Annotated in this window: 29 protein-coding genes; 18 read left to right on the plus strand and 11 right to left on the minus strand. The window is 35.3% G+C overall.

All coding sequences use genetic code 11. From position 1 onward, the window contains the following. Window positions 1-3 precede the first annotated feature (3 nt). A complete protein-coding gene (locus tag SYN6308_RS00615; RefSeq protein ID WP_017292486.1) occupies window positions 4-2,622 on the minus strand; it encodes a TIGR03960 family B12-binding radical SAM protein in 2,619 nt (872 codons plus the stop codon). A 150-nt stretch (window positions 2,623-2,772) separates the two neighbouring features. Between SYN6308_RS00615 and SYN6308_RS00620 the strand changes: the two genes are divergently transcribed. Together SYN6308_RS00620 and SYN6308_RS00625 are read left to right on the plus strand one after the other, a co-directional pair. After that, the gene (locus SYN6308_RS00620) at window positions 2,773-2,991 is read left to right on the plus strand and encodes a helix-turn-helix domain-containing protein (protein ID WP_017292487.1); all 219 of its coding nucleotides are present in this window, start codon (window positions 2,773-2,775) and stop codon (window positions 2,989-2,991) included. Continuing rightward, on the plus strand, window positions 2,991-3,869 hold the full coding sequence (locus SYN6308_RS00625) for a MamI family restriction endonuclease (RefSeq protein ID WP_017292488.1): 879 nt from the start codon (window positions 2,991-2,993) through the stop codon (window positions 3,867-3,869). The genes SYN6308_RS00620 and SYN6308_RS00625 overlap by 1 nt, the downstream gene beginning before the upstream one ends. Window positions 3,870-3,945: 76 nt before the next feature. Here the strand turns inward: SYN6308_RS00625 and SYN6308_RS00630 are convergent, their stop codons facing one another. Continuing rightward, window positions 3,946-4,977 carry a DNA-methyltransferase gene (locus SYN6308_RS00630; protein WP_017292489.1) on the minus strand — a complete coding sequence of 344 codons (1,032 nt, stop codon included), beginning with the start codon at window positions 4,975-4,977 and terminating at the stop codon, window positions 3,946-3,948. A gap of 164 nt (window positions 4,978-5,141) precedes the next feature. Between SYN6308_RS00630 and SYN6308_RS00635 the strand changes: the two genes are divergently transcribed. From SYN6308_RS00635 to SYN6308_RS21320, 4 genes are all read left to right on the plus strand, one after another. Beyond that, complete coding sequence (locus SYN6308_RS00635) at window positions 5,142-5,456, plus strand: DUF6883 domain-containing protein (protein WP_017292490.1); 315 nt, start codon at window positions 5,142-5,144, stop codon at window positions 5,454-5,456. A 14-nt stretch (window positions 5,457-5,470) separates the two neighbouring features. Next, a complete protein-coding gene (locus SYN6308_RS00640) occupies window positions 5,471-5,695 on the plus strand; it encodes a DUF4926 domain-containing protein (RefSeq protein WP_017292491.1) in 225 nt (74 codons plus the stop codon). Between the two features lie 164 nt (window positions 5,696-5,859). Further along, window positions 5,860-6,102: an AbrB/MazE/SpoVT family DNA-binding domain-containing protein gene (locus tag SYN6308_RS00650; RefSeq protein ID WP_017292492.1), complete on the plus strand. Its 243-nt coding sequence runs from the start codon at window positions 5,860-5,862 to the stop codon at window positions 6,100-6,102. Next, on the plus strand, window positions 6,090-6,326 hold the full coding sequence (locus SYN6308_RS21320; protein WP_017292493.1) for a type II toxin-antitoxin system PemK/MazF family toxin: 237 nt from the start codon (window positions 6,090-6,092) through the stop codon (window positions 6,324-6,326). Before SYN6308_RS00650 ends, SYN6308_RS21320 begins: the two co-directional genes overlap by 13 nt. A gap of 518 nt (window positions 6,327-6,844) precedes the next feature. Here the strand turns inward: SYN6308_RS21320 and pntA are convergent. Further along, a complete protein-coding gene (pntA, locus tag SYN6308_RS00660) occupies window positions 6,845-8,428 on the minus strand; it encodes a Re/Si-specific NAD(P)(+) transhydrogenase subunit alpha (protein WP_017292494.1) in 1,584 nt (527 codons plus the stop codon). Between the two features lie 470 nt (window positions 8,429-8,898). On the opposite strand from pntA, the gene fumC reads away from it, so the two are divergent. Both fumC and SYN6308_RS00670 read left to right on the plus strand, forming a co-directional pair. Then, the gene (gene fumC, locus SYN6308_RS00665) at window positions 8,899-10,305 is read left to right on the plus strand and encodes a class II fumarate hydratase (RefSeq protein WP_017292495.1); all 1,407 of its coding nucleotides are present in this window, start codon (window positions 8,899-8,901) and stop codon (window positions 10,303-10,305) included. Between the two features lie 188 nt (window positions 10,306-10,493). Then, window positions 10,494-11,441: a UPF0104 family protein gene (locus SYN6308_RS00670; RefSeq protein WP_017292496.1), complete on the plus strand. Its 948-nt coding sequence runs from the start codon at window positions 10,494-10,496 to the stop codon at window positions 11,439-11,441. A 183-nt stretch (window positions 11,442-11,624) separates the two neighbouring features. On the opposite strand, the gene SYN6308_RS00675 is transcribed toward SYN6308_RS00670, so the two are convergent. Next, on the minus strand, window positions 11,625-11,825 hold the full coding sequence (locus tag SYN6308_RS00675) for a helix-turn-helix transcriptional regulator (protein WP_017292497.1): 201 nt from the start codon (window positions 11,823-11,825) through the stop codon (window positions 11,625-11,627). 69 nt (window positions 11,826-11,894) lie between these two features. Here SYN6308_RS00675 and SYN6308_RS00680 point away from each other — a divergent pair, with 69 nt between their 5' ends. After that, complete coding sequence (locus SYN6308_RS00680) at window positions 11,895-13,178, plus strand: DNA cytosine methyltransferase (RefSeq protein WP_017292498.1); 1,284 nt, start codon at window positions 11,895-11,897, stop codon at window positions 13,176-13,178. Here SYN6308_RS00680 and SYN6308_RS00685 read toward each other — a convergent pair. The 7 genes from SYN6308_RS00685 to ileS all read right to left on the minus strand — a co-directional run bounded on the left by SYN6308_RS00685 (window position 13,175) and on the right by ileS (window position 18,511). Then, complete coding sequence (locus SYN6308_RS00685) at window positions 13,175-13,948, minus strand: hypothetical protein (protein WP_017292499.1); 774 nt, start codon at window positions 13,946-13,948, stop codon at window positions 13,175-13,177. The two genes, SYN6308_RS00680 and SYN6308_RS00685, sit on opposite strands and share 4 nt — an antisense overlap. A gap of 231 nt (window positions 13,949-14,179) precedes the next feature. Continuing rightward, window positions 14,180-14,410, minus strand: a complete 231-nt coding sequence (locus tag SYN6308_RS00690; RefSeq protein WP_017292500.1) for a type II toxin-antitoxin system MqsA family antitoxin — start codon at window positions 14,408-14,410, stop codon at window positions 14,180-14,182. Between the two features lie 17 nt (window positions 14,411-14,427). Then, window positions 14,428-14,646 carry a DUF2283 domain-containing protein gene (locus SYN6308_RS00695; RefSeq protein ID WP_017292501.1) on the minus strand — a complete coding sequence of 73 codons (219 nt, stop codon included), beginning with the start codon at window positions 14,644-14,646 and terminating at the stop codon, window positions 14,428-14,430. A 29-nt stretch (window positions 14,647-14,675) separates the two neighbouring features. Beyond that, window positions 14,676-14,954 (minus strand): tetratricopeptide repeat protein, encoded by a 279-nt coding sequence (locus SYN6308_RS00700; RefSeq protein ID WP_017292502.1) that lies wholly within the window; start codon window positions 14,952-14,954, stop codon window positions 14,676-14,678. Between the two features lie 6 nt (window positions 14,955-14,960). Beyond that, complete coding sequence (locus SYN6308_RS00705) at window positions 14,961-15,218, minus strand: hypothetical protein (RefSeq protein ID WP_017292503.1); 258 nt, start codon at window positions 15,216-15,218, stop codon at window positions 14,961-14,963. Then, complete coding sequence (locus SYN6308_RS00710; protein WP_017292504.1) at window positions 15,181-15,540, minus strand: DUF6972 family protein; 360 nt, start codon at window positions 15,538-15,540, stop codon at window positions 15,181-15,183. The genes SYN6308_RS00705 and SYN6308_RS00710 overlap by 38 nt, the downstream gene beginning before the upstream one ends. A 46-nt stretch (window positions 15,541-15,586) precedes the next feature. Continuing rightward, window positions 15,587-18,511, minus strand: coding sequence for an isoleucine--tRNA ligase (ileS, locus tag SYN6308_RS00715; RefSeq protein WP_017292505.1), 2,925 nt, complete (start codon window positions 18,509-18,511; stop codon window positions 15,587-15,589). Between the two features lie 146 nt (window positions 18,512-18,657). Between ileS and SYN6308_RS00720 the strand changes: the two genes are divergently transcribed. From SYN6308_RS00720 to SYN6308_RS00755, 9 genes are all read left to right on the plus strand, one after another. Next, window positions 18,658-18,960 (plus strand): hypothetical protein, encoded by a 303-nt coding sequence (locus SYN6308_RS00720; RefSeq protein WP_017292506.1) that lies wholly within the window; start codon window positions 18,658-18,660, stop codon window positions 18,958-18,960. A 92-nt stretch (window positions 18,961-19,052) separates the two neighbouring features. Continuing rightward, on the plus strand, window positions 19,053-19,553 hold the full coding sequence (locus tag SYN6308_RS00725; RefSeq protein ID WP_017292507.1) for an REP-associated tyrosine transposase: 501 nt from the start codon (window positions 19,053-19,055) through the stop codon (window positions 19,551-19,553). A gap of 154 nt (window positions 19,554-19,707) precedes the next feature. After that, window positions 19,708-21,681, plus strand: coding sequence for an acetate--CoA ligase (gene acs / locus SYN6308_RS00730; RefSeq protein WP_017292508.1), 1,974 nt, complete (start codon window positions 19,708-19,710; stop codon window positions 21,679-21,681). A 57-nt stretch (window positions 21,682-21,738) separates the two neighbouring features. Then, the gene (locus SYN6308_RS00735) at window positions 21,739-22,071 is read left to right on the plus strand and encodes a type II toxin-antitoxin system RelE/ParE family toxin (protein ID WP_017292509.1); all 333 of its coding nucleotides are present in this window, start codon (window positions 21,739-21,741) and stop codon (window positions 22,069-22,071) included. Then, window positions 22,043-22,369 (plus strand): helix-turn-helix domain-containing transcriptional regulator, encoded by a 327-nt coding sequence (locus tag SYN6308_RS00740; protein ID WP_017292510.1) that lies wholly within the window; start codon window positions 22,043-22,045, stop codon window positions 22,367-22,369. Before SYN6308_RS00735 ends, SYN6308_RS00740 begins: the two co-directional genes overlap by 29 nt. Window positions 22,370-22,408: 39 nt before the next feature. Further along, window positions 22,409-22,540 (plus strand): hypothetical protein, encoded by a 132-nt coding sequence (locus SYN6308_RS25705; RefSeq protein ID WP_272943048.1) that lies wholly within the window; start codon window positions 22,409-22,411, stop codon window positions 22,538-22,540. A gap of 159 nt (window positions 22,541-22,699) precedes the next feature. Beyond that, complete coding sequence (locus SYN6308_RS00745; RefSeq protein WP_017292511.1) at window positions 22,700-23,977, plus strand: vWA domain-containing protein; 1,278 nt, start codon at window positions 22,700-22,702, stop codon at window positions 23,975-23,977. A gap of 42 nt (window positions 23,978-24,019) precedes the next feature. Continuing rightward, the gene (locus SYN6308_RS00750) at window positions 24,020-24,214 is read left to right on the plus strand and encodes a DUF6887 family protein (RefSeq protein WP_192816144.1); all 195 of its coding nucleotides are present in this window, start codon (window positions 24,020-24,022) and stop codon (window positions 24,212-24,214) included. A gap of 6 nt (window positions 24,215-24,220) precedes the next feature. Further along, window positions 24,221-24,400, plus strand: coding sequence for a hypothetical protein (locus tag SYN6308_RS00755; protein ID WP_017292513.1), 180 nt, complete (start codon window positions 24,221-24,223; stop codon window positions 24,398-24,400). Window positions 24,401-24,443: the final 43 nt, after the last annotated feature.

Here is a 24,443-nt window from a genome sequence, read left to right on the forward strand (position 1 = left end):
CTTTTACTGAGTGATATAATCAGCTAAAATAATGTTTTCTCGATGAGCTTTTACTAAATTAATTTTCTCTTGACTAACTTGCTCTAACATAAAGCAAACATGATCAGGAGTCAATAAACTACCATCGTTTTTAGCACTGCCAACATAGTTAATTTTCACCGTGTTAGATTCTTCAAAATGATCATCAACTAACAAGATATTTAGTAAGTTTTCTCGAAGATTAACCATTTTTTTCTTCCCAGTTTTAGCAGTTTTTTGCATTAAAATTTCTGAGGTATTTTGAACATTATCAATCCAATTTTTCCACTGATTGAGACTATATTTATTATCAGCTGAAACCGTAATTATATATTCAGCAGTATCTAAAATTTGGGTGGCTTTCGGAGATTTAACTGGCAATTCTTCCACTTTAAAAATGGGGATTTCGAGAGGCAAATTTGCTTTTAATTTTTCGGTAAACTCATCAATATCCATACGAGTATGATTTTCAAAATCCACAATTTCCCCGTTACTCGTCATGCCTAATGATAAGGCAAGGGCGATGGAAATTTTAGGACCGGGATGGAATCCACCCGTATAAGATATAGGTATCCCTGCCCTTCTGATAACTCGATCGAACAAACGCACTAAGTCGAGGTGACTAACTAAAGCCATATCCCCTTGTTTACCAAACCAGACGCGCAACTTTTGGGCTTTTTCTTGATTAGGCTTAAAGTCACCCAAGTAATCAGGAATTGGGGGAGGAGTGACTACGATATTATGTCCAAAATCAGGGCTACAAACACCGCAACTACTGCAACCATCAAAAGCACAATCAGGCACAGTTGCTTCTTGTAACGCCCTTTCTAAGTCTTCTAGCAACCATTGTTTGTCAATACCCGTATCTAAATGATCCCACGGTAACGACATATTAGCTAGTAGTTGATAGTCAATTGTCTCCATTCGACCTTCTCCATTCGACCTTCTCCATTCTCCATTCTCAACCTGACGATATTTCCAAGTTAACCCTGCTTCGTCAATGGCGGTTTGCCACGCTTTATAAGCCTTGTCGATGCTTTCCCACCATGAATCCATCCCTGCACCCAATTCCCATGCCCGACGCACTACGGAGGCTAAAGTGCGATCGCCACGCCCCACAAAATCCTCTATAGCTGAAATACGGACATCGGTATAGTTAACCTTAATGCCTTTAACGGGGTAAAATTCATCGCGCAAAATGTTACGTTTACGCAAAAATTCGGAAGTAGAAACGGAATGCCACTGAAAAGGAGTATGGGGTTTCGGGGTAAAATTGGAGATGGTGATATTAAAATTTAGGCGTTTATTGCTGAGATGACGACATTCTTGACGCAACCATTTAACAGTTTCCACGATACCGATAACATCCTCATCGGTTTCACCGGGTAAGCCTATCATGAAGTAGAGTTTAACTTGATTCCAACCCTCTCTTACTGCTGTCTGGATACCGCGCAATAACTCCTCATTAGTTAAGCCTTTGTTGACTATATCACGCATTCGCTGTGTACCAGCTTCGGGAGCGAAAGTTAAACCGCCTTTTCGAGTGCCTCCGATAATATTAGCAATGTTTTCGTCAAATCGATCGACTCTTTGGGAAGGAAGCGCAAGGGAGATATTTTCATCATGGAGACGGTTTTTAATTTCGATGCCCACGGCAGGTAAAGAGAGATAATCAGAGCAACTGAGAGATAATAGACTAAATTCGTTAAATCCTGTCTGTTTCATGCCCTCAATGATGCTATTTACCACTTCTTCTGGCTCAACATCCCGTGCAGGGCGCGTTAACATCCCCGGTTGACAAAAACGACATCCCCTCGTGCAACCCCTTCTAATCTCGATGGTGAGTCGATCGTGGACTGTTTGCACATAAGGCACTAAACCGATAGAATAAGCTGGGATTGGTGTAGCTACTCGTCGCAAAATCCTTTCAGGCACATCAGGGCGATTAGGCTTAACACTACCATCGGATTGCATATCATAGAATTGAGGCACATATACCCCCGGCACTTGAGCTAAATCTAATAGTAACTCTGTTCTCGTTAACCCGTCTCGTTTGCCTTCTTCAATAACTAAACCAATTTCGGGCAATAATTCTTCCCCGTCACCTAATGCCACGAAGTCGAAAAAGTCTGCATAAGGCTCAGGATTTGATGTTGCAGTTTGTCCTCCTGCAAATATCAAGGGGAAATCGGTATCTTTTCTTTCTTGCCAAGTTAAGGGAATATGAGCTAAACTGAGCATTTCTAAGATATTAGTCGCTCCCAATTCATAACTCAAGCTAAACCCTAAAATATCGTATTCTTTAACATCTTTTTTCGTTTCAAGGGCAAATAAGGGGGTATTCGTCTCCCTCATCTTCATCGCTAAATCTGGTGCAGGTAAGTAGGCTCGATCGCACATTTGCCTTGGTTGAGCGTTAATGATATTGTAAAGGATGATATGCCCTAAATTTGACGCTCCCACCTCATAAACTTCGGGGTAAGTCAACACCCATCTAACGTTAGCGGTGTCGAAGTCTTTATGTTTTGCCCCTAATTCGTTACCTAAATAACGGGCTGGTTTAAATATTTCTGGTGTAATTAGTGTATCAGTTGCAATAACCATTATTTTCTCAATAAAAATTATCTTAAACCTTCATTATAGACTTTCCTTGTTTAACCCAAAATTTTATCAACCACAAATGCTAACTATAGTATGTAGATTTAAGGTTAACAACTTTTTAGACTAGCGTTCAGTATTCTATCCAAGTCCATTGTGAAAGAAAAAGTATTAATTCAATTTGGAAAAAAAGTCAGAGAATTAAGAATAAAACAGAATATTTCACAAGAAAAACTAGCCGAAAAAGCGAATGTACATCGTACTTATATCGGAATGATTGAAAGAGCTGAAAAAAACATCACTTTAATTAATATTGAAAAAATTGCGAAGGCTTTGGAAGTGAATATATATGATTTATTTATTGATGTAAAATAATGCAACCTAATTTAAATTTAATTACTATAAAAGATAACGAAAAATTAATCAAAGAGTTATTAGAAGAATTAGTTTTACAGCCTCGAATGAAGGCTTTAGAATGGTCAAAAATTACTCATCAAACTCCTAATTTAAGAATCGGTTATCCAGGGCAACATTTAGCATCTTTAATAACGGGAATTAGGGGGAGAAAAACAGGGGCAAGAGGAGATGATTTAGAAGATGGTACAGAAGTAAAATCTTGCTCTAGAATTGATCAAATGGACAAGTGTAAAGATTGTAACTCACCAGTAGCTAGAATAGAAATAACTTGTTCTAATTGCGGTTCAAATAAGATCAATAGAAAAAAAGATTCTAAATGGTTATTCACAATTAAAAATGAAAATGACTTAAAAGTTTTAACGGAAGATGTCAAAAGAGTATTTTTAATATTAGCTGATTATCCTCACTTTAATCAACAAGATTATGAGACCTTAAGATTTCAATCATTTGAGATTTGGACAAATAGTAATAGGCATAAAAGATTTAAAGAAATTATGACTAATTATTATTATCAAATTTATCTGGTGAATAAAAATAAAAAACCTGAAGAAACACCCGCACCCAAAAATTTTTGGCCTTATAGCTATCAATTTTATTTATGCAATCCTATTCTAACTTTTTCTTGTATCGTACAAAAAGCATCAACTAATCCAGAAATTATTGTCGATCATTATATCAAGCCAGAAGTAGATAGAAGTAATTTAGATTCAGTGATGATGCCCATTAAACTTTTATGGCGTAAAGAGGAAAAACAGCTAGTTAAAAATTATTTGAATAGTCAAAAGTTACCTTCTTTTATTGATGAGAATACTAGAAACATTTTACCTTTAAGATGATAACTACTCACTCGTCAAAGTCCAAAAGATAGATATTCAAGATCATCAAATCAAAATCAACAATAAAATTTACAATTTAACCAGAAAAATCTAAGATTAGCTGATTATTATTACTTATAAATTGGCTTTTTTCCTGTTGATTAAGATCATGTCCTAAAATTAATTTATGTTCAGTTATTCTTTGATTAATAATATCAATATATTTTTTTTCTTTCTCTATGCCAATATAATTTCTTTCAAGATTTAAACAAGCTAAAGCCGTCGAACCTGAACCCATAAAAGGATCTAAAACTATGTTATTTTTATTTGTACTAGCCTTAATAATTCTTTCCATTAATTTAATCGGTTTTTGAGTAGGATGATAGCGTTTTTCTTGATAAAAATTCAAATCATTCCAAACATCTGTTATGCCCATTTCAATATTAAATACTTGAGCAATATCTTCATAAGGACATTCAAATTTAAGAATTTTTTGTAACTTTTCCCACATTTCTTCCGTCGGAACTTGAGCTAAAATATTATTACCAGTATAAAGTGACCACATACCACCACCATTAGATTTAACACCTAATTTTTCATTAATTTCTAATGCTGTTATACCTAACTTTTTTTGTCTTTCTTTCAAAAGATTCTTAATAAAAGGACGACTATCATAAATAAAAAATAACAAACTTTCGGTAACATTAGGAAACATTTTATAACCTTTTGTTGCTCTACCACTAATGGCTTGAATACCTTTATCAATAATTATTTGTTGCCTAAAATTAAAGCCTAATTTTATTAATGGTTCGTATAAATAAAATAAATTTCTTAGATAACCAAATAAATATAAACTACCTGATAATTTAATGATTCTCGCTATATCAGGAAACCACTGTAAACACCATTGTAAATAATCTTCTTCTGTACGCCATTGATAATCCCATTTTTGTTGTACTACTTTCCAATAAGGAGGATCTAATATTATTAAATCAACACTTCGATCAGGTATTTGTTGTAAAATTTTAAGAGAGTCTCCATGAATGATTTTATTAATATATTTCATGTTTAAATAACGAACGGGTTTAAATATTTCTGGTGTAATTAGTAGATTAGGTTCGATCGACATAATATAATTGTGTTTAAAAGATTTATATAAACTTGTTAAAATGTAATATGAAAAAGTGTTGGGGTTTAAATATTATCAGAAATATCATGTAAATTCTTTGAATACTCAAAGAAAATAACGAAATCTATCATATCATACATAATTATCGGTGAGTTTGACGATCGATGCAATTAGACAAAAACGCAATTATTGCCAGAGAAAAACCGACTCAATACCTATTAATTCTTTTACCGAAAGATGATAAATCTAAATATTTAGAGAAAGGAGGTTATAATTTAAACAATTGGCAACAATTAGAAAAAGATTTAAAAGAGCAAATTTTAACTTTAAATGCTTATCCAACAAAAAAGACAAACTATGGACAAAAATATGAAATTGTTGGGATATTAAATTGTCTGAATGGAAAGCAATTAGAAATAAAAACTATTTGGATAGTTAGGGAATCTTTGACTCAATTTGTAGCTTTATTTCCAGCATAAAAGGAGGCTTTAGAATGTTGTTACCATTATTTGCACAAGTAGAATTAACGGAAGATATACCAGAATATAACTTAAAAAAAGGTAGTGTTGGTATCATTGTCGAACATTATCCCATGGGAGATAATCAGGAAGATGGCTATAGTATTGAAGGATTAATTTATCAAGATACTGTAGAAGTCTCTGAGTCTCAAATATCTTTAGTTACTGAAAAATCAACAGAAAATAAAGTTTTTGTTTAAATTTATTTAATCAATGAAAATAATTTCTGTAGATACTTGAATAGAAAAAATATCTCTACCTAAATAACGATCGAGCTTCAATATTTCTGGTGTAATTAATATATCCATCATTGTTGATGGTATTTTGTTATTATAATGTTATAACAGTTATGAGTAAATTGAGAATGAAAACAAAAATTACAAAAATTGGTAATTCTCAAGGAATTATTATCCCTAAAAATATTGTTGAACAGTGTAAATTCAAAGACATAGTTAACCTTGAAGTGAGAGATAATTGTTTATTAGTTTCTCCTCAAAATCCCCGTCAGGGATGGGAAGAAGCAATTATGAGGGAGGGGGTTGATGATGAAATATTAATAGAAGATGCTTTAGAAAATAGTTGGGATGAGGAGGAATGGACTTGGTAGCTTATCCGAAAACAGGAGAAATATGGTTGGTTAATTTAGAGCCTACAATTGGTTCAGAAATTAGAAAAACTCGCCCCGGTGTTATTGTTTCGCCCAATGAAACTAATCGGTTACTCAAAACTGTCATTATTGCACCACTCACCAGTACTATTAAAAATTATCCTACGAGAGTTTCAATTTTTTTTCAATCACGACAAGGTATACTCATCAAGGTTATAATCTGATGTTGCAAAATGTACAGTTGCCTTTTGCCTACTTGCCTTTTGCCTACCTTCACCAAACTCAAGTTATACCCTCGCCAAGTATAGTATTACATTAGATCAAATTCGGGCTGTTGATAAATACAGATTATTACAAAAATTAAGACTTCTTTCACAATTTACAAATAGTTTTAGATATTTTAGTTCAAATGTTTTCTTAAAGCGATCAGAAAATACCTTATAACGATCGAGCTTCAATATTTCTGGTGTAATTAGTCTATCAGGTTCGATCGCGCATCAAGAAAATATTGAAATTGTTATATCCCCAGAAGGAGAGATTTTTTAATGAAAATTACAAACTATACTGATTGAAGCCTACACTCTACGAATGTGAGTGTATGGAGCGTCACAATGTTATTCCCATTATTCGCATTAACTTAACCTGAGTTCGATATAAAATATTGGACAATGAGTAAAAGCTATTTTAAACTCACCCCTCTCCTGTGGGAGAGGTGAATTTTGATAGGATTCTCAATTCTGGGTTATCTGCGGAACATTTTTAACATTCTTTGGGTTACTAAAAATCCTCCTGAAATGTTAATTGTACCAACTAAAATGGCGATCGCACCTAAGATACTGGTAATTGAGCCAGATTCCCCCGAAATCTGCAACATTCCCCCGATGATAATGATGCCACTGATAGCATTAGTAACACTCATAAGAGGAGTATGTAAAGCAGGGCTTACATTCCAAATCACCTGCCAACCCACAAAAACCGCAAGGATAAACACGGTAAAATGAGACAAGAAAGACTCAGGCGCACCAATACCCACTCCGATTAAAGCTAAAACCGCTAAAATTGCCCATAATAAACCACTATTGCTTTTTTTCTTCTGTTTACTCTCAGAAGTAACGATTTTCGCTTCTGGAGTTACCGTTGTGGTGGGAGAAGGTTGCGCAATTTTGGGAGGGGGGAAGGTAATATCTCCTTGATAGGTGACTAATGCACCTCGAATTACTTCGTCTTCAAGGTTAACAGTAAACTTGTCGTTACCTCCCATATCCTTGAGGAGATGCCATAAATTTGTACCATAAAGTTGACTAGATTGACTTGCCATGCGACTGGGTAAATCCGTTAAGCCGATAATCGTTACTCCTTCATATTTATAAATTTCGTGGGGTTTTGTCACCTCACAGTTACCACCTTGTTCTGATGCTAAGTCAACAATTACCGAACCTTGAGTCATGCTACGCACCATTTCTTCTGTGATGAGTTTGGGTGCTGGTTTCCCCGGAATTAGGGCGGTAGTGATAATTATATCAACTTCTTGAGCTTGTTCGGCAAAAAGAGCCATTTCCGCTTCGATAAACTCCTTACTCATGGTTTTAGCATAACCGCCTTCCCCTGAGCCGTCTTCGGCAAATTCCAATTCTAAAAATTCTCCCCCTAAACTCTCAATTTGCTCTTTTACTACCAGTCTAGTATCAAATGCTCGTACGATCGCACCTAAACTTTTAGCCGCACCAATGGCGGATAAACCTGCAACTCCTGCACCAATGACTAAGACTTTGGCGGGAGGCACTTTTCCGGCTGCCGTAATTTGCCCGGTAAAAAACCTCCCGAAGTTGTTAGCCGCTTCGATGACTGCCCTATATCCTGCTATATTTGCCATGCTAGATAAAGCATCGAGTTTTTGAGCCCGACTGATACGAGGCACTGCATCCATAGCGAAAACTGTTGCGCCTTTTTCCTTTAATTGTGCCAATAATTCTCCATTTTGGGCAGGATATATGAAACTAATCAGGGTTTTATGTTCATTTAATAAGTTTACTTCTTCTGGTTCGGGGGGGCGCACTTTTAAGATAATATCCCCTTCCTGCCATAATTCTTCTCGATTATGAACAATTTTACACCCTATTTCTTCGTAAGCTCGATCGACAAAACTAGCTTTTTCCCCTGCGCCTGATTCTACTAACACGGTAAAACCTAGTTTTTGCAGTTTCGTGGCGGTGTCTGGAGTTGCCGATACTCGACACTCGTTAGGGTAAATTTCTTTGGGAATCGCTATTTTTAATGATGTTACTTTTGATATTTCTTGTTTCTCGTTGGTGAGAGTTGCTGTCATAATCTTTTCTTATTTTGATTTATTTTTTCACGCACAGGAGCAAAAGGTTTACAAGGTTTACAAAGTTTGCTTTCTTCTTTACTCTTATATTTGCATAGTAAGATCATTATTCGATTTTGGAACTGAATTTAAACTTATCTTCGTATTTAAAGGTTTTTTTTTACAATTCTTTACTTTTTTTCAGTATTTTTTTGAATGTATGTTTAATTACAGAACACATTTATAAGAGTTTTTGATGAGGTGACTATTGATGATTTATTCTGTTAACTGATGTTACACAGTCAAAAGAGATATTAATAGTTTCAGAGGTTGAGTGGGAAGAAAAGATTAGGGGAGGCTAAGGCTAATTATACTAAGTCGATCGATTACGGTAATTATTACTATTCCCGATGATAACTTAACAATATAAGGACTAAAAAGTCATAATTAATTAAAATAAGTGGATTAATTATTACCTTATTAACAAGATTATGACTCAGACAAATAAAAATACTCGTATCGAAAAAGATAGCATGGGGGAAATTGCGGTACAATGCGATCGATACTGGGGCGCACAAACGCAACGATCGATACATTATTTTTCTATAGGGGAAGATAAAATGCCCCTAGAAGTAATCAAAGCCCTTGCCATAGTCAAAAAAGCCTCCGCTATGACTAATAACGAGTTGGGAGTATTATCCACAGAAAAAACCCAACTGATAACCCAAGTCGCTGATGAAATTATCGCAGGAAAATTAGATGATCATTTTCCCCTTTATGTATGGATGACAGGAAGCGGTACACAATCGAATATGAATGTTAACGAAGTCATCGCTAACCGTGCCATTGAAATAGCAGGAGGAGAGTTGGGCAGTAAAAACCCCATTCACCCTAACGATGATGTCAATAAGTCACAATCTTCTAACGATGTCTTTCCTACTGCCATGAATATAGCAGTTTCGATCGCAATTCATGAGCGTTTAATCCCCAAAGTCACAAAATTAAGAAACGCATTGCAGGAAAAAGCCCAAGCATGGCAAGAAATTATTAAAATTGGAAGAACTCACTTACAAGATGCAGTACCCCTAAGTTTAGGGCAGGAATTTTCGGGCTATGTAGGGATGTTAGACGATAATTTAACTAGAATAAATCAAGCCTTACCCCACATTTATCAATTAGCCTTAGGGGGCACAGCTTTAGGCACAGGTATCAATGCGCCAGTGGGTTTTCCCTCGAAATCTGCTGAATGTATCGCCAAATTAACGGGTTTACCCTTCGTTACAGCACCAAATAAATTTACCGTCATGGGCGCTCATGATGCTATGGTGATGTTAAGCTCCACCCTTAAAACCCTTGCTTGTTCATTGTATAAGATAGCTAATGATATTCGTTTGTTAGCTTGTGGACCTAGGGCGGGATTTAATGAGCTACAATTACCAGAAAATGAACCCGGATCGTCTATAATGCCGGGTAAGGTAAACCCCACCCAGTGCGAAGCCTTAGCTATGGTGGCGGTGCAAGTTATGGGTTATGATACAGCGGTGAGTTTTGCTGGTGCTAGTGGTATCTTAGACATGAATGTTTATAAACCCATGATGGTTTACAATGTTCTGCAATCTATCAAAATTTTAGCCGATAGCTGTAATAACTTTACCGACTTTACCGTTAAGGATATGACTCCTAATCTCCCCAGAATTGAAGAATTAGTTAATCAATCTTTGATGTTAGTTACCGCCCTTAGCCCTAGTATCGGTTATGATAAAGCCTCTAAAATTGCTCATTTAGCCCATAAAAAACATCTGACTCTTAAACAAGCTACCCTTGAGTTAGGTTATCTTACCTCTGAGGAGTTCGATCGAGCTATCGATTTACGACAAATGGCTTACCCACACAAGTAATGGAGAATGGAGAATTGAAAATGGAGAATTGAAAAAATTTTAGTCACTTTAGCAGACTATAAGCCATAAAATTTATTTCTTGGTGGATTGTTGATTAACACCCTAACACCCTAACTGCCTAACTCCCTAACTGCCTAACTTCCCAACTTCCCAACAGCCACTTCAAACTAAAGATAAAAATATTGCCAATGCAAACTAAGTCACTTATCAAATATATTCGTCAAGGGATACCCATTTTATTCATTCTCATCTTATTTTCTTTCTCCATCATGGCGATCGTATCGGAACTGAAAAAAGATAGTATAGAGTCAGTGTGGCTATATCTTAAAAGTATTCCCCATTGGCACAAACTAACCGCCCTCGCCATGACAATTTTAGGCTATGGATTAATGACAGGGTATGATTTACTGGGATTTGCCCATATTCGACAAAAACTCTCCCCCCTCAAAGTCGCTTTTACTGCTTTTATCAGTTATGCCATTGGTAATACCGTTGGTTTTAGTGTCCTTTCTGGTACAGCAATCCGTTATCATTATTACGGTTTAGCAGGAGTTTCTCAAGTCAAAATCGCTGAATTAATTATCTTCACTCATCTTACTTTCTGGTTAGGATTATTAAGTATCAGTGGCGTAGTATCATTAGTTGATCCTTTAACTTTACCTAGTACTCTTAAACTACCTTTTGACTCTATCCATCCCCTAGGGTATATTTTTCTTTCCCTCGTCTTAATCTATTTTATCCTCAGTGTCACCCTTAAACATTCCATTAAGTTGAAAGAAGAAGAAATTACTTTCCCAAAACCTATTATTTCGATCGGTACAATTGTAGTCGCAGGTTTAGATTGGGGATTAGCCGCAGGAGTACTCTATTTATTATTACCTGTAAGTAATTCCATGACTTATATCGGCTTTTTCGGTATTTATATCATAGCCTTAACCGCAGGTTTAATCAGCAATGTACCCGGTGGGTTGGGAGTATTTGAAACTGTAATGTTATATCTGCGTCCTCAATCTGTTTCCCCTTCCGATATGTTAGGAGGATTAATCGCCTATCGCATCGTTTATTTTTTCATTCCCCTGATTGTTGCGTTAGTTTTAATTGGTATTCAAGCATGGAAGACAAAAAATAAGTTATGACGTGACTTTTATCATCTTTCATAAATTAATTTTGGGTAAATTGTTAATTTTAAAGAAGAAATAGAGTTATAAATCTCCAAGAAATTTATCAATTAATAATTACCTGTTAAAACTTTTTTACATCGATCGCAGATCAAAGGTTCATCGTTAAAAGTACCCACTGTGGTAAAATAGTTCCAGCATTTATTGCTTAAAAATAGCAGAATATAAATCATTGAAATCACACTTATATAAGTCAAGTAATTTCTTGATTTGATCAAGGCGTAATTTTGGTATAGTTTTGCCATATTCCCAATTTCTAACAGTGGACTCTGCAACACCGACAACACTAGCTACTTCCACAGTTTTTAATCCTTGTTTTTTCCTTAACTCTCTTATATTCATTCTGTCTGATTGACTTTTGCTAACCAGTTAGCTATTATAATTAGCAAAGTTTATTTAGTCAAATTGAATATGAGTTCCAAAAAAAGAATTTTATCTTTATTTTCTGGTTGCGGTGGAATGGATTTAGGTATGGAAGGAAATTTTTGGATTCATCAAGACTTTATTAATGAAAAAATACACCCTAATTGGATTGTCGATCGAAATAAAAACTTAGTCAAATTAGCTAAAACTTCTTTTCAAACAGTATTTGCTAATGATATTGAAATTAGTGCAAAAAATGCTTGGTTATCTTACTTTAAAAAAGATATTTTTCACTTAGAAAGTATTGTTAATTTAGTGGAGCAATATGAAAGAGAAGAATTTGAATTTCCGAAAAATATAGATATATTAACAGGTGGTTTTCCTTGTCAAGATTTTAGTGTTTCAGGAAAAAGAAAAGGCTTAAATTCTCATAAAAATCATGATGGTAATTATTTAGAGGAAAAAACTCAAGATAATCTTAAAAATAGAGGAATGCTTTATTATTGGATGAAAAAAGTTATTGAAATTACTCAACCTAAAATCTTTATTGCAGAAAACGTTAAGGGTTTAAATTCTTTATCCACAGTTAAAGATAAAATAGAATCAGATTTTAAATCTATTAACAATCATGGTTATTTAGTTTTTTCACAACTACTTTACGCTCCCGATTATGGTATCCCCCAAACTAGAGAAAGATTATTTTTTATCGGTATTAATAAACGATATTTAAATCAAAAATGGTTACAATTTCCTAATATAAAATATTTAATTAATCCTTTTCCAGAAATAACTCATTTTAATGCACCAAATAGTATTATACATAATAATTTATTAAAAACTTATTCTACAGTAAGATCGGCTTTATATGGACTTTTAGAACCAGAAGAAGAAAAAAAAGATCAAGCTCAAATAAGATATTCTAAAGCTAAATTTTACGGTAAAACTCAAGGACAAATAGAGGTAAATTTAGATGGATTAAGCCCGACAATTAGAGCTGAACATCATGGTAATATAGAATTTAGGAGACTATCTTTGGAATTAGGAGGACGTTATCAGGATGAGTTAAATTGTGGAAAAAAAATGAGACGTTTAACAGTGAGAGAATGTGCAAGAATTCAAACTTTTCCTGATGATTATGAGTTTGTAAGAGATAGTAAAATTTCCCCGACTAATTCTCCAATTTCTGCTAGTAAGGCTTATAAATTAATTGGCAATGCAGTACCTCCTTTATTGAGTTATCATATTGCTATGAAATTAGAATCTATTTGGGATAATTTGTTTAATTATGATCAATCAGTTCATTTAACACAAAAAATATCTAGTATTTTTTAAAGATGTTTAATTCTTTCTATTAGGGTATTTTTATCTATATTTAAACTAAGAAGAACTTTTCGCAAAATATCATCGTTTTTTAGAACAATTCTCAAAATTTCAATTACTAAATCATCTTGCCAAGAATAATTTTTTGATGATTTACTTTCATTTATGATTCTATAAACAGCAGATTCTGCATATTTATTAATCCATGCTTCATCTTTTTCCATCAGTTGAGTATCTGGTAACTCCTCAACGGTTTGATATTCATTAAATGATATTTTTGGTCTAGGTGTTCTATCTTGAAATAGCTCATTTTCTGTTACTTTTATTCCTTTATAATATCTTCCATATCTAACTTCAAAATCTTCATTATTATTTTTTCTTAAAACAAAAATTAACCATATATTTATATCTAATTTCCCAATAGTTGAACCTAGTATAATCACATCATTTTCTTTCACCGTATAACCACTTTTTAGCTCGATTTTTCTTTTTATAGAAGTTTGATATTCAGATAATTTAAAGTTGATTTTTATATCAGGATTACTAATTTCAATATTTATTTTTTGATTAAATATGGGATTTAACTTAATCATTTTCTGAAAAGACTCTTTTGCTTTTTCTCCTGCTAATTTAGAAAAATCTGTATCGATATTTGATTCTCCTTCTGCCCATTTACATTGTCGTAAATCTAATTGAGATTCTTGTAATTTTTTAGCAGTTTCTCTTGTTAATTGAGGCATTAATACGTTATCAATGAAATCTTCGTAATCTTTTTTATTCATGCTTAATTTTTATTAATTTTTTGATGATAAAGGGTGAGAAAATCCCACCCCATTGACTTAGAAATTACTCGTTAAGGCTTCCTTACATCGATCGCAAAGTGGTGCTGCACGACCACACGCATGACTTACTATCGTAACTGTTAAAGTCCTCTGTCTTAACTAATATGAGTAAAAATTTCCAACTGTTGACACTGATTTTATTCATATTTCTCTCTTTAAATAACGTGTTAATTAGGATGCAAATTTAGCTACTGGTATATTTCTAGTAATTGCGATCGAGTTTTTCTGTTGTTTAATAGCTTCAATTTTTCTCATAGTTTCAGCAGTAAAATAGCTTTCACCACAATCTGGACAACTTATTAAAGGTATATTTTCAACGATAAAAAGTTCTTCATCATTTCCATAACTTCGAGAAATATAGCGAATTTTAGCCTTTTCTGAACCACAAAAATCACATTTCATAAATTCTATTTTTTTATTTAAGCAGGAACTTTCATAATATTAGAAGGTAATTGATTTAAAATTAATTCATTCAGTTGAACTTTTTTACTAGCATTATCAATGTCAATACCTACTAAGTTGCCCTTCTCATCATAGTCAAGTACAACTCTTTCCGAAATTTCCTGACTGTCAATACTTGGTTTATCCGATAAATGAATATATAAAGAATCGGTATCAGAATAATAGTTAATTTTCATAGTTTAAATCTCCATCCTCACCAATTAAATTAGAAATTACTTACTAAAACTTCTGTGTCTATTTCCTCCATTAAGTAAATTGTTTTCAAATTATTTTCAGCTATTAAATAACCTTGTTTTGCAGATTTTTGATACCATTTAATTGCTTCTTGAATATTATGATTTACTCCTAAACCTAAATGATAAATATTACCTAAAATACATTGTGCTTCTGGATTTCCTTCTTCTGCCAATGGTTTTAATAAAGTAAGAGTTTCTTGATAGTTTTTTTCTTCAAAAGCAAATAAGCCTTTTTCTAAATTTGACATTTTTAATTACATAAACTCATTAGCTACAATTTTACCATCAACTCTTTCATATTCATCCTCTAATAACCATGAATTAACATCATCATAATTATTACTAGAAAATATTGATTTATACTGTTGTGCAGGATCATAAACTTGATATATTCCCTCATTATCTCCTATCAACATTAAAATTCGAGGAGGAAAAATAATTGTATCAATCCATAATTCCACAAATTGCCAATTATTATTTAATATTGCGGGGTTTTGTTCTTGGGATAACATGATAAATATTTGTTCCTTTAATAATTTTTATTTCAGCATAATAAAGAGGAATTTTTGTACCATCATTTCTAATTTGATAGCCTATGGGTTGAGAAAAATAAAGTCCATATCTTTCATAATAATCATTATGATCCTCAATGCCTGTTTTTTCACCTTTTTCTATGATAGCTTCTATCACTCTCTCCATTGTTTCTAAATCATTAAAAACATGGGCTTTACCTTCTTTTTTGAGTAATCTTTTTACTTGTGAAGTACCATCAATATGTTTTGCGAATAGATTTTCACGAGAATCTTTTACTATTTTTTTCTGAATACCAGTCATATTAAATTTTGGATTATAAAGGGTGAGAAATTCCCACCCTATTGACTTAGAAATTACCCGTTAAGGCTTCTTTACACCTGTCACAGATCAAAGGTTCATCGCTAAAAGTACCCACTGTGGTAGAGTAATTCCAGCATCGATCGCACTTATGCCCATCGGCGTTTAAAACTGCTACCTTCAAAGTGGTATCATTAAGCTGAATTTCTCCTTGATATTGACCATCATTCAACCTAGATTCCTCACTAACTAACTCCACTTGAGAGACTAGCAATAGATAACGTAACTCATCAACTCTGTTACCTTCATTTAAAGCATTAGTCGGATTAAAATTAGTCAGAGTTTCCGATAGCTTACCTTCAGTATCATAAATTAATACTTTCGCTTCTAAAGACGAACCGATCGACTTCTGATTACGAGCATCATCTAAAACCTTATTCACCCCTGTACGAATGTTGCGTAATTGCCCCCATTTTGATAGTAAATCAGGGTTTTGTACCCACTCAGGTTCTAATTTAACCCAACCTGCTTCAAATACCGAATTATAAGGCTTTTCATAGGGTAAATTCTGCCAAATATCCTCCGCCATGTGACATAAGACAGGTGCGATCGAACGGGCTAAATTTTCGAGAATGATTGCCATGACAGTTTGACAACTGCGACGACGAGGGGAATTAGGATCAGAAATATAGAGTCTATCCTTAGCAATATCTAGGTAAAAATTAGATAAATCAACTACGCAGAAATTTTGTACTTTTTGGAAGAATTTAAAAAATTGATAACTCTCAAAGGCTTCGGTAATTTCACTAAAAACTAAGTGAGTTTCGTGGAGAATATACTTATCTAATTCAGGTAAATTTTCATAACTAACGGCATCTTTTTGCGGATCAAAATCATCTAAATTACCTAACAAAAATCGAGCCGTATTGCGAATTTTACGGTAAACGTCAGCAAGTTGTTTGATGATATTATCACCGATACGCACATCCCCAGAATAGTCCGTTGATGCCACCCATAAACGCAGTACATCTGCACCGTAGGGGGGTTGTTGTTTCTGGTTTTTGCCACCGTTGATGATGAGATTCGGATCAACTACATTTCCCACCGATTTACTCATTTTCATGCCCTTTTCATCCAAGACGAAACCATGAGTTAACACAGTTTTATAGGGAGCGATGCCGTTTACTGCTACACTGGTTAAAAGGCTAGACTGAAACCATCCTCGATGTTGATCTGAACCTTCCAAATACAAGTCCACAGGGTATTTCAACTCCTCCCGTTGATTGGCAACCGCCGCCCAAGATGAACCAGAATCGAACCATACATCCATAGTATCCATACCTTTACGGTAGGTTTTGCCGTTGTTGCGATAACTTTCGGGCAACAATTCCTCTACAGATAATTCCCACCAAGCATCTGAGCCTTTTTCCCTGATAATATCTTTAACGTGGTTAATCGTCTCCTCATTCAATAAAGGTTCGTTGGTTGCTTCATCATAAAACACAGGAATCGGTAAACCCCAACTGCGTTGACGAGAAATACACCAGTCACTTCGATCGCCCACCATGGGAGTAATACGATTTTCACCCTGAGAGGGAATCCAAGTTACATCTTTAATCGCCTTCAATGCCAAGTCACGGAAACCGTCAACGGAGGCGAACCATTGCTCTGTAGCACGGAAGATAGTCGGTTTTTTAGTGCGCCAATCGTAGGGGTATTTATGAGCGTAGGCTTCCTCCTTCAATAAACTTCCCTTAACGGTTAAAGCGTCAATAATTGCCTGATTTGCGTCTTTTAAAACGTTTAACCCCTGAAATTCTCCTGCTTCTTCGGTAAAGTTACCTCGATCGTCCACTGGTGATAAAATAGGCAAGTGGTATTTTTGTCCAGTAATATAGTCTTCTTGACCATGACCGGGGGCAGTATGTACTAATCCCGTACCAGATTCGGTAGTAATATAATCACCGCCGATAACCACTGGACTTTCTCGATCGAACAAGGGATGCTTATAGGTGGATAATTCTAAGTCTGCACCTTTGACAACGGTTTTGATAGTTAACTGACAACCTAAAGTATTGCTTAAACTTTCTACTAAATCTTTGGCAACAATGAGGAATTTTGATCCCCCCCAACCCCCCTTACTAAGGGGGGAGTTATCATCAGGAGAAGTAACTTCTACTACTGCATAATCTAAATGCCCATTGACAGCAACGGCGAGATTACCGGGAATTGTCCAAGGGGTTGTCGTCCAGATTGCTACAGAGAGATTAGGCATAAATTCCGCTAAAGATTGAGCCTTTTCCCCTAACTTATTTAGAGTAAAACTAGCGTAGATACTGCGAGAGGTATGCCCTTCAGGATATTCTAATTCAGCTTCGGCTAGGGCGGTTTGTGAGCTAGGACTCCAATGCACGGGTTTTAAGCCACGATAGATATAACCGTTTAATGCCATTTTGCCGAATACTTCAATTTGGACGGCTTCATATTCTGGTAATAGGGTTAAATAGGGGTTTTCCCAGTCTCCCCATATCCCATATCGTTTAAACCCTTCTGCTTGTTCTTGTTGGGCTTTGAGGGCGAAATCACGGGCTTTATGACGGAGGGTAATGGGGGTTAAGGCTTCTCTTTCTTTCTGTTTTAAACTTTGTAATACTTTAAGCTCGATCGGCAGTCCGTGACAATCCCAACCGGGTACATAGCGAACTTTATGACCTTGTAATAATTTATATTTATTAATAATATCTTTGAGGACTTTGTTTAATGCGTGTCCCATGTGTAAGCTACCATTGGCGTAGGGAGGTCCATCATGGAGGATAAAAAGGTCTTTAGGATTGTTTTGACCTAATTTCTCGTAAACCTGCTCTTTTGCCCAAAATTCCTGTAATTCTGGCTCTTTTTTAACGGCATTGGCTCTCATGTCAAAGCCTGTTTTTGGTAAATTTACGGTATCTTTATAGTTTTTCTGTTCAGTCATCGATCGATCCTTAAAATTAATATAATATTTCTCTTTATGTGATTGTATCGTGAACAGGGTTTCTGATCGATTGTTGTCTATGTAACTATTACTGTATGATTGATATGATAGAATATTAAACAAATTATTAATTTTAGGAGATTATTATGGTTCGTTCCCTTAAATCAATCTTTCTCGCTTTACTTATTAGTTTTGGGCTTTTTATCAATCCCGTATCTGCAGATGTCGGCTCAAGCGTAAAAAGTTGGACAGATGGTTTTTGGTATGGATTTGGAGCATTTGTAGGTGGAAGTGTTGGGGCAGTTGCGACTTGTTATGTCGTAGATGTTGCGATCGCACCTGTAGCTCCTCCTGTAGCAGCCTATTTAGCAACCGTTTGTCCTTATGCAGGAGTAATAGCAGGTGGTGCGGTAGGTGGAGAAACCCTAAAAGCAGTTGTGGTACATTAAAGCACAAAAACTGTAACGTAAAACGGGCATCTTGCCCGTGAAAGAAGATGATAGAGACAGCCTTCTAGGCTGTTTTACGGAGGTTATAGTTTATGAATTTTAGTGATTCTTCTCTCAAAATTACAAGAAGAAAGTTACCTCATTGGGAGTTAGATGGTTCAATTTATTTCATCACTTTTAATACTTATAAACGTTTAGAATTAAATCCTTCTGCTAGGCAAATTGTTTTAAATTGTTGTTTATTTTTTGATGAAAGTCGTCATCAACACGATCGAAGATACCATACCTTTGCTATAGTAATTATGCCTGATCATGTTCACTGGTTAATGCAACCTTTTCCTAAGTCTAATGGTGAATATTGGTCTATTGGTAGTATTCTTCATAGCGTTAAAAGTTATAGTGCTAAACAAATCCCAAAAGTGATGAATCATTCTGGTATAGTATGGCATGAAGAAAGGTACGATCGAATTATGAGAAACGAAGAAGAATTTTTGAATACTTGGCAATATATTCGAGAAAATCCCGTGAAGGAAAATTTAGCTAATATCCCTGAAGAATATCCTTTTTTTTGGCAGGAAACTTACACAGGCTAGAAGCCTGTTTTACCTTAGGTATGAAAAAGGAATTGACTATAGGAGTCTTCAGGAAAATTCCGTCTCAAAAACGCTACAAAAATTAATAGTTTAGGGAGACAAAATAGGTTATGTTGTAAATTTGATCACCTTTTATGATAAGTAAATTTTATTTATGACACAACCAACGATCGAATCTATTTTAAAAGAAAAACGTACTTTTAGCCCCCCTAAGCATTTCTCACAACAAGCACAGATTACAAGTTGGCAAGAATATCAAGCACTCTATCAACGCTCGATCGAAAATCCCGTCACTTTCTGGGAAGAGTTAGCAGAGAAAGAGTTACACTGGTTTCAAAAATGGGAGCAAGTTTTAGACTGGAGTAACCCTCCCTTTGCTAAATGGTTTACTAACGGAAAGATAAATATTTCTTATAACTGTCTCGATCGACATCTCAAGACTTGGAGACGTAACAAAGCCGCTATCATCTGGGAAGGCGAACCCGGTGACAGTCGTACTTTAACCTATGCTCAACTCCATCGAGAAGTGTGTCAATTTGCTAACGTCATGAAGCAATTAGGGGTGAAAAAAGGCGATGTTGTGGCAATCTATATGCCTATGATTCCCGAAAGTGCCATCGCCATGTTAGCCTGTGCTAGAATTGGATCTGTTCATAGTGTCGTATTCGGTGGTTTTAGTGCCGAAGCCCTGAGAGATAGAATTAACGCAGCGGAAGCCACATTAGTTATCACTGCGGATGGAGGTTTCCGTAAAGATAAGGTAGTAGCCTTAAAAGAACAAGTTGACTTAGCCATTGCTGATAATCAAGCCCCTTCTGTCGAAAACGTGTTAGTGGTACAACGCACTAAAGAAAAAATACAGATGGAAGCAGGTAGAGATCATTGGTGGCACGACTTACAAGCTGGAGTATCCGCCCATTGTGAAGCTGAAGCAATGGATAGCGAAGATATGTTGTTTATTCTCTACACCAGTGGAAGTACTGGTAAACCGAAAGGAGTAGTCCACACTACGGGGGGTTATAATCTTTACTCCCATATGACGACAAAATGGATTTTTGATCTTCGTGAGGATGATGTTTATTGGTGTACTGCCGATGTTGGTTGGATTACAGGCCATAGTTACATCGTTTATGGCCCTCTTTCCAATGGTGCGACAACTGTTATGTATGAGGGAGTACCCCGTCCTTCTAATCTCGGTTGTTTTTGGGATGTGATCGAGAAATACGGCGTAAATATTTTTTATACTGCGCCTACCGCCATTCGTGCGTTTATCAAAATGGGCGAACATCATCCCAACGCCCGTGATTTATCATCTTTAAGACTTTTAGGCACAGTGGGCGAACCCATTAACCCAGAGGCTTGGATGTGGTATCATAAGGTGATAGGCAAGGAAAAATGTCCGATCGTCGATACATGGTGGCAAACAGAAACAGGAGGGGTGATGATTACGCCTTTACCCGGTGCAACTCCCACAAAACCCGGTTCGGCTACTCATCCTTTCCCCGGTATTATGGCTGATATTGTGGACTTAGACGGCAATCCCGTAGCGGATAATGAGGGGGGTTATCTTGTCATTAAACATCCTTGGCCTGGTATGATGCGTACAGTATATGGTGATCCCGATCGATTCCGTAACACCTATTGGGAACATATTTCACCGAAAGATGGACAGTATTTGTATTTTGCAGGAGATGGTGCGAGACGGGATGAAGACGGCTATTTTTGGGTAATGGGGCGCGTTGACGATGTGATCAACGTTTCTGGACACCGTTTAGGCACAATGGAAGTAGAATCTGCTCTTGTCTCTCATCCTGCGGTTGCGGAAGCGGCGGTTGTGGGTAAACCAGACGAGGTGAAGGGGGAAGATATTTGTGCCTTTGTCACCCTCGAAGGTGATTTTATTCCTAGCGATGAGTTGGCAAATGAACTTAAAGCCCATGTAGTTCAAGAAATCGGTGCGATCGCGCGTCCTGCGGACATCAGATTTACAGAAGGAATGCCCAAAACTCGATCGGGCAAAATCATGCGCCGATTGTTGCGTAGCCTTGCGTCTGGGCAGGAAATTACGGGAGATACTTCTACTTTGGACGATCGAACTGTCTTAGATAAATTAAGAGAAGGAGCATAAATTCTTCTACTGGTGGGCTTTTTAGCTCACCTTTTGATTATAATAAGGAGATTGACTGTGATAGAAATTCGTCGTTATGCTAAAAGCAATGGCAAAGTGCCTGTTGATGATTGGCTAAAGAAATTACGAGATAATAAAATAAGACTGAGAATTCAGCAAAGACTTCGTAGAGTGAGTTTAGGAAACTTAGGAGACTATAAATTTGTAAGAGAAGGAATATTTGAGCTAACACTCGATTTTGGTTCAGGCTATAGAATATATTTTAGTAAGATTGAACAAACGATAATTTTACTATTATGTGGTGGCGATAAAGACACTCAAAATCAAGATATTGAAAAAGCAGTGGAGTACCTAAAAGACTATGAAAACCGTACAAGTTTCCCCCAGTGATAACTGGTTATACGCTTTGATTGAATCCCTTAAAGATTCACAAGAGGCGGCAGATTATCTAACAGTTGTACTAGAAGATGATCCAAAAACAGATCAAATTTTGCGTCACACATTAAAGGATATTATAACAGCAAAAAGACAAGCTAATGATTTATCTGAAGAAGCAATCAGAGAGTATAACAAAATAGAAGAACTATTTGAACACAATGGGGGAGAAGAAATTTATACTTTTTTACGGTTGCTTAAAACATTAGGATTTTGTTTAAAAGTTGAGTGCGATGCCGAAGGCACAGCGTAGCTGCACGCTCGTCCATGAGAGATCCGATTTACTGAGGGAATGCCGAAAACTCGATCGAGCAAAATCATGCGATGGTTCTTGTGTAGTCTTGCTTCTGAGCAGGAAGCAACAGGCAATACTTCTACTTTAGTCGATCGAACTGTCTTAGATAAATTGAGAGAAGGGGCATAAATTCTGCTAGTGGTGGACTTTTTTAGCTCACCTTTTGGTTACAACAAGGAGTTGGAGGAAAATTCATGCTATTATCAAATTGTTTGATGAAAATATTTGAGCTTGGCAAACAGTCTCAGTGTTATTTTAACTAATTATAACTTGTACTGAATCAAAAATATGACATTTTTAATTAAAGGGCAAAAAATTCAATTATCCCAGTTATCATTAACTGATGAATTTGTTATTATTGTTGAGACAAATATTCGCAAAAATATCAAGGTTGACATAAATTGCTTTGGGGTTAATCCTGAAAATAAACTGTTTAATAAGGAATATTTTATTTCTGATAATCAGCTATCTTCACCTTGTAAATCTATTGAAAATATAAACAATAATATTAAAGGAAATAGAACTTTTAAGATTAATTTATCTACTTTACCTTCTAGTATTATTAAACTTGTATTTAGTTTAACTATTGAGCAACATAATTCAATTTCTGAACTAGAGCATAGTTCTTTTAAAATTATTAATAATCAAGGAAAAACTCTAGCCGAATATAATTTTTATGGTCGAGAGTTTCAGGAAGAAAAAGCTCTAATCATTGCCGAAATTTATTTAAAACAAGTATGGCGTTTAGGTATTATCAGTCAAGGATTCAAAAATGGCTTAAATTCATTATTAGAGCAGTATGGAACTAAACTAGATGACATTATAATTATCAAATCAGAGCCGAAAATATCCTTAGAAAAAAGATTAGAAAAGAAAGCTCCTCAATTAATAAATTTAGTTAAAAAAGTAGATATTCAGCTACAAAAAAGTAATCTAAGTAATATTATGGCAAGAGTCGCTTTTGTTTTAGATGCTTCAGGCTCGATGAGTTTTCAATATAGTAGTGGTAATGTACAAGCAGTATTAGAAAGAATCATGGCATTAGCTATTCGTTTTGATGATAATGAAGAATTAGAATCATGGGCTTACGCAGATAAATATCGTCAATTAGATAATGTTAATATTGATAATATTACAGGATATATCAATCGTTTAAAAGAAAAAAAGGGAGGTTTTTGGGAAATACTTTTTTCAGGAATTATCCAAGATTTAGGAATAGGTAATAATGAGCCCCCTGTGATGCAAGATGTTGTTGACTATTATAAAAATACAGATATTCCCGCATTTATTATTTTTATTTCTGATGGTGGAATTTATCGGGAAAAGGACATTGCAAAGATTCTCATTAATGCGTCTAAATATCCTATATTTTGGCAATTTGTAGGTTTAGGTGGTTCAAACTATGGAGTTTTAGAAAAATTAGATAGCCTCAAAGGCAGAACTACTGATAATGCTGATTTTTTTGCTATTGATGACTTTAAAAAAGTTACTGACGAAGAATTATATAAAAGATTACTGAATGAATTTCCCAAGTGGTTAAAAAAATTTCCACAACTAAAACCTTAAGATAAAATTTAATTGCATCTAATGGAACATGGAGGTTTATTGATGAAACCTAATTTTGAAACAATGACTCGAAAACAGCTTAAAGATTATGTTTTAGCCCATCGTGATGATCAAGAAGCCGTGGACTTGTTGATGAGTCGGCGTAGTCCTGATTCTGAAGCTATTTGGTATGATACTTCTTTATCTCAAGCTCAAATTCAAGAGATTTTGCAGAAGAAAATTCAAGGTCAAATTTGAGATAAAATGAGTTGTGCGATCGCACGTCCCCATGACATCAGATTTACGGAAGGAATGCCCAAAACTCGATCGGGCAAAATCATGCGTCGATTGTTGCGTAGCCTTGCTTCTGGGCAGGAAATTACGGGAGATACTTCTACTTTGGTCGATCGAACTGTCTTAGATAAATTGAGAGAAGGGGCGTAAATCAATTAAAATAACTTACAATATTTGTTGCCTGTTGCCTTTT

The organism is Geminocystis herdmanii PCC 6308, assembly GCF_000332235.1.
Taxonomy (GTDB): domain Bacteria; phylum Cyanobacteriota; class Cyanobacteriia; order Cyanobacteriales; family Cyanobacteriaceae; genus Geminocystis; species Geminocystis herdmanii.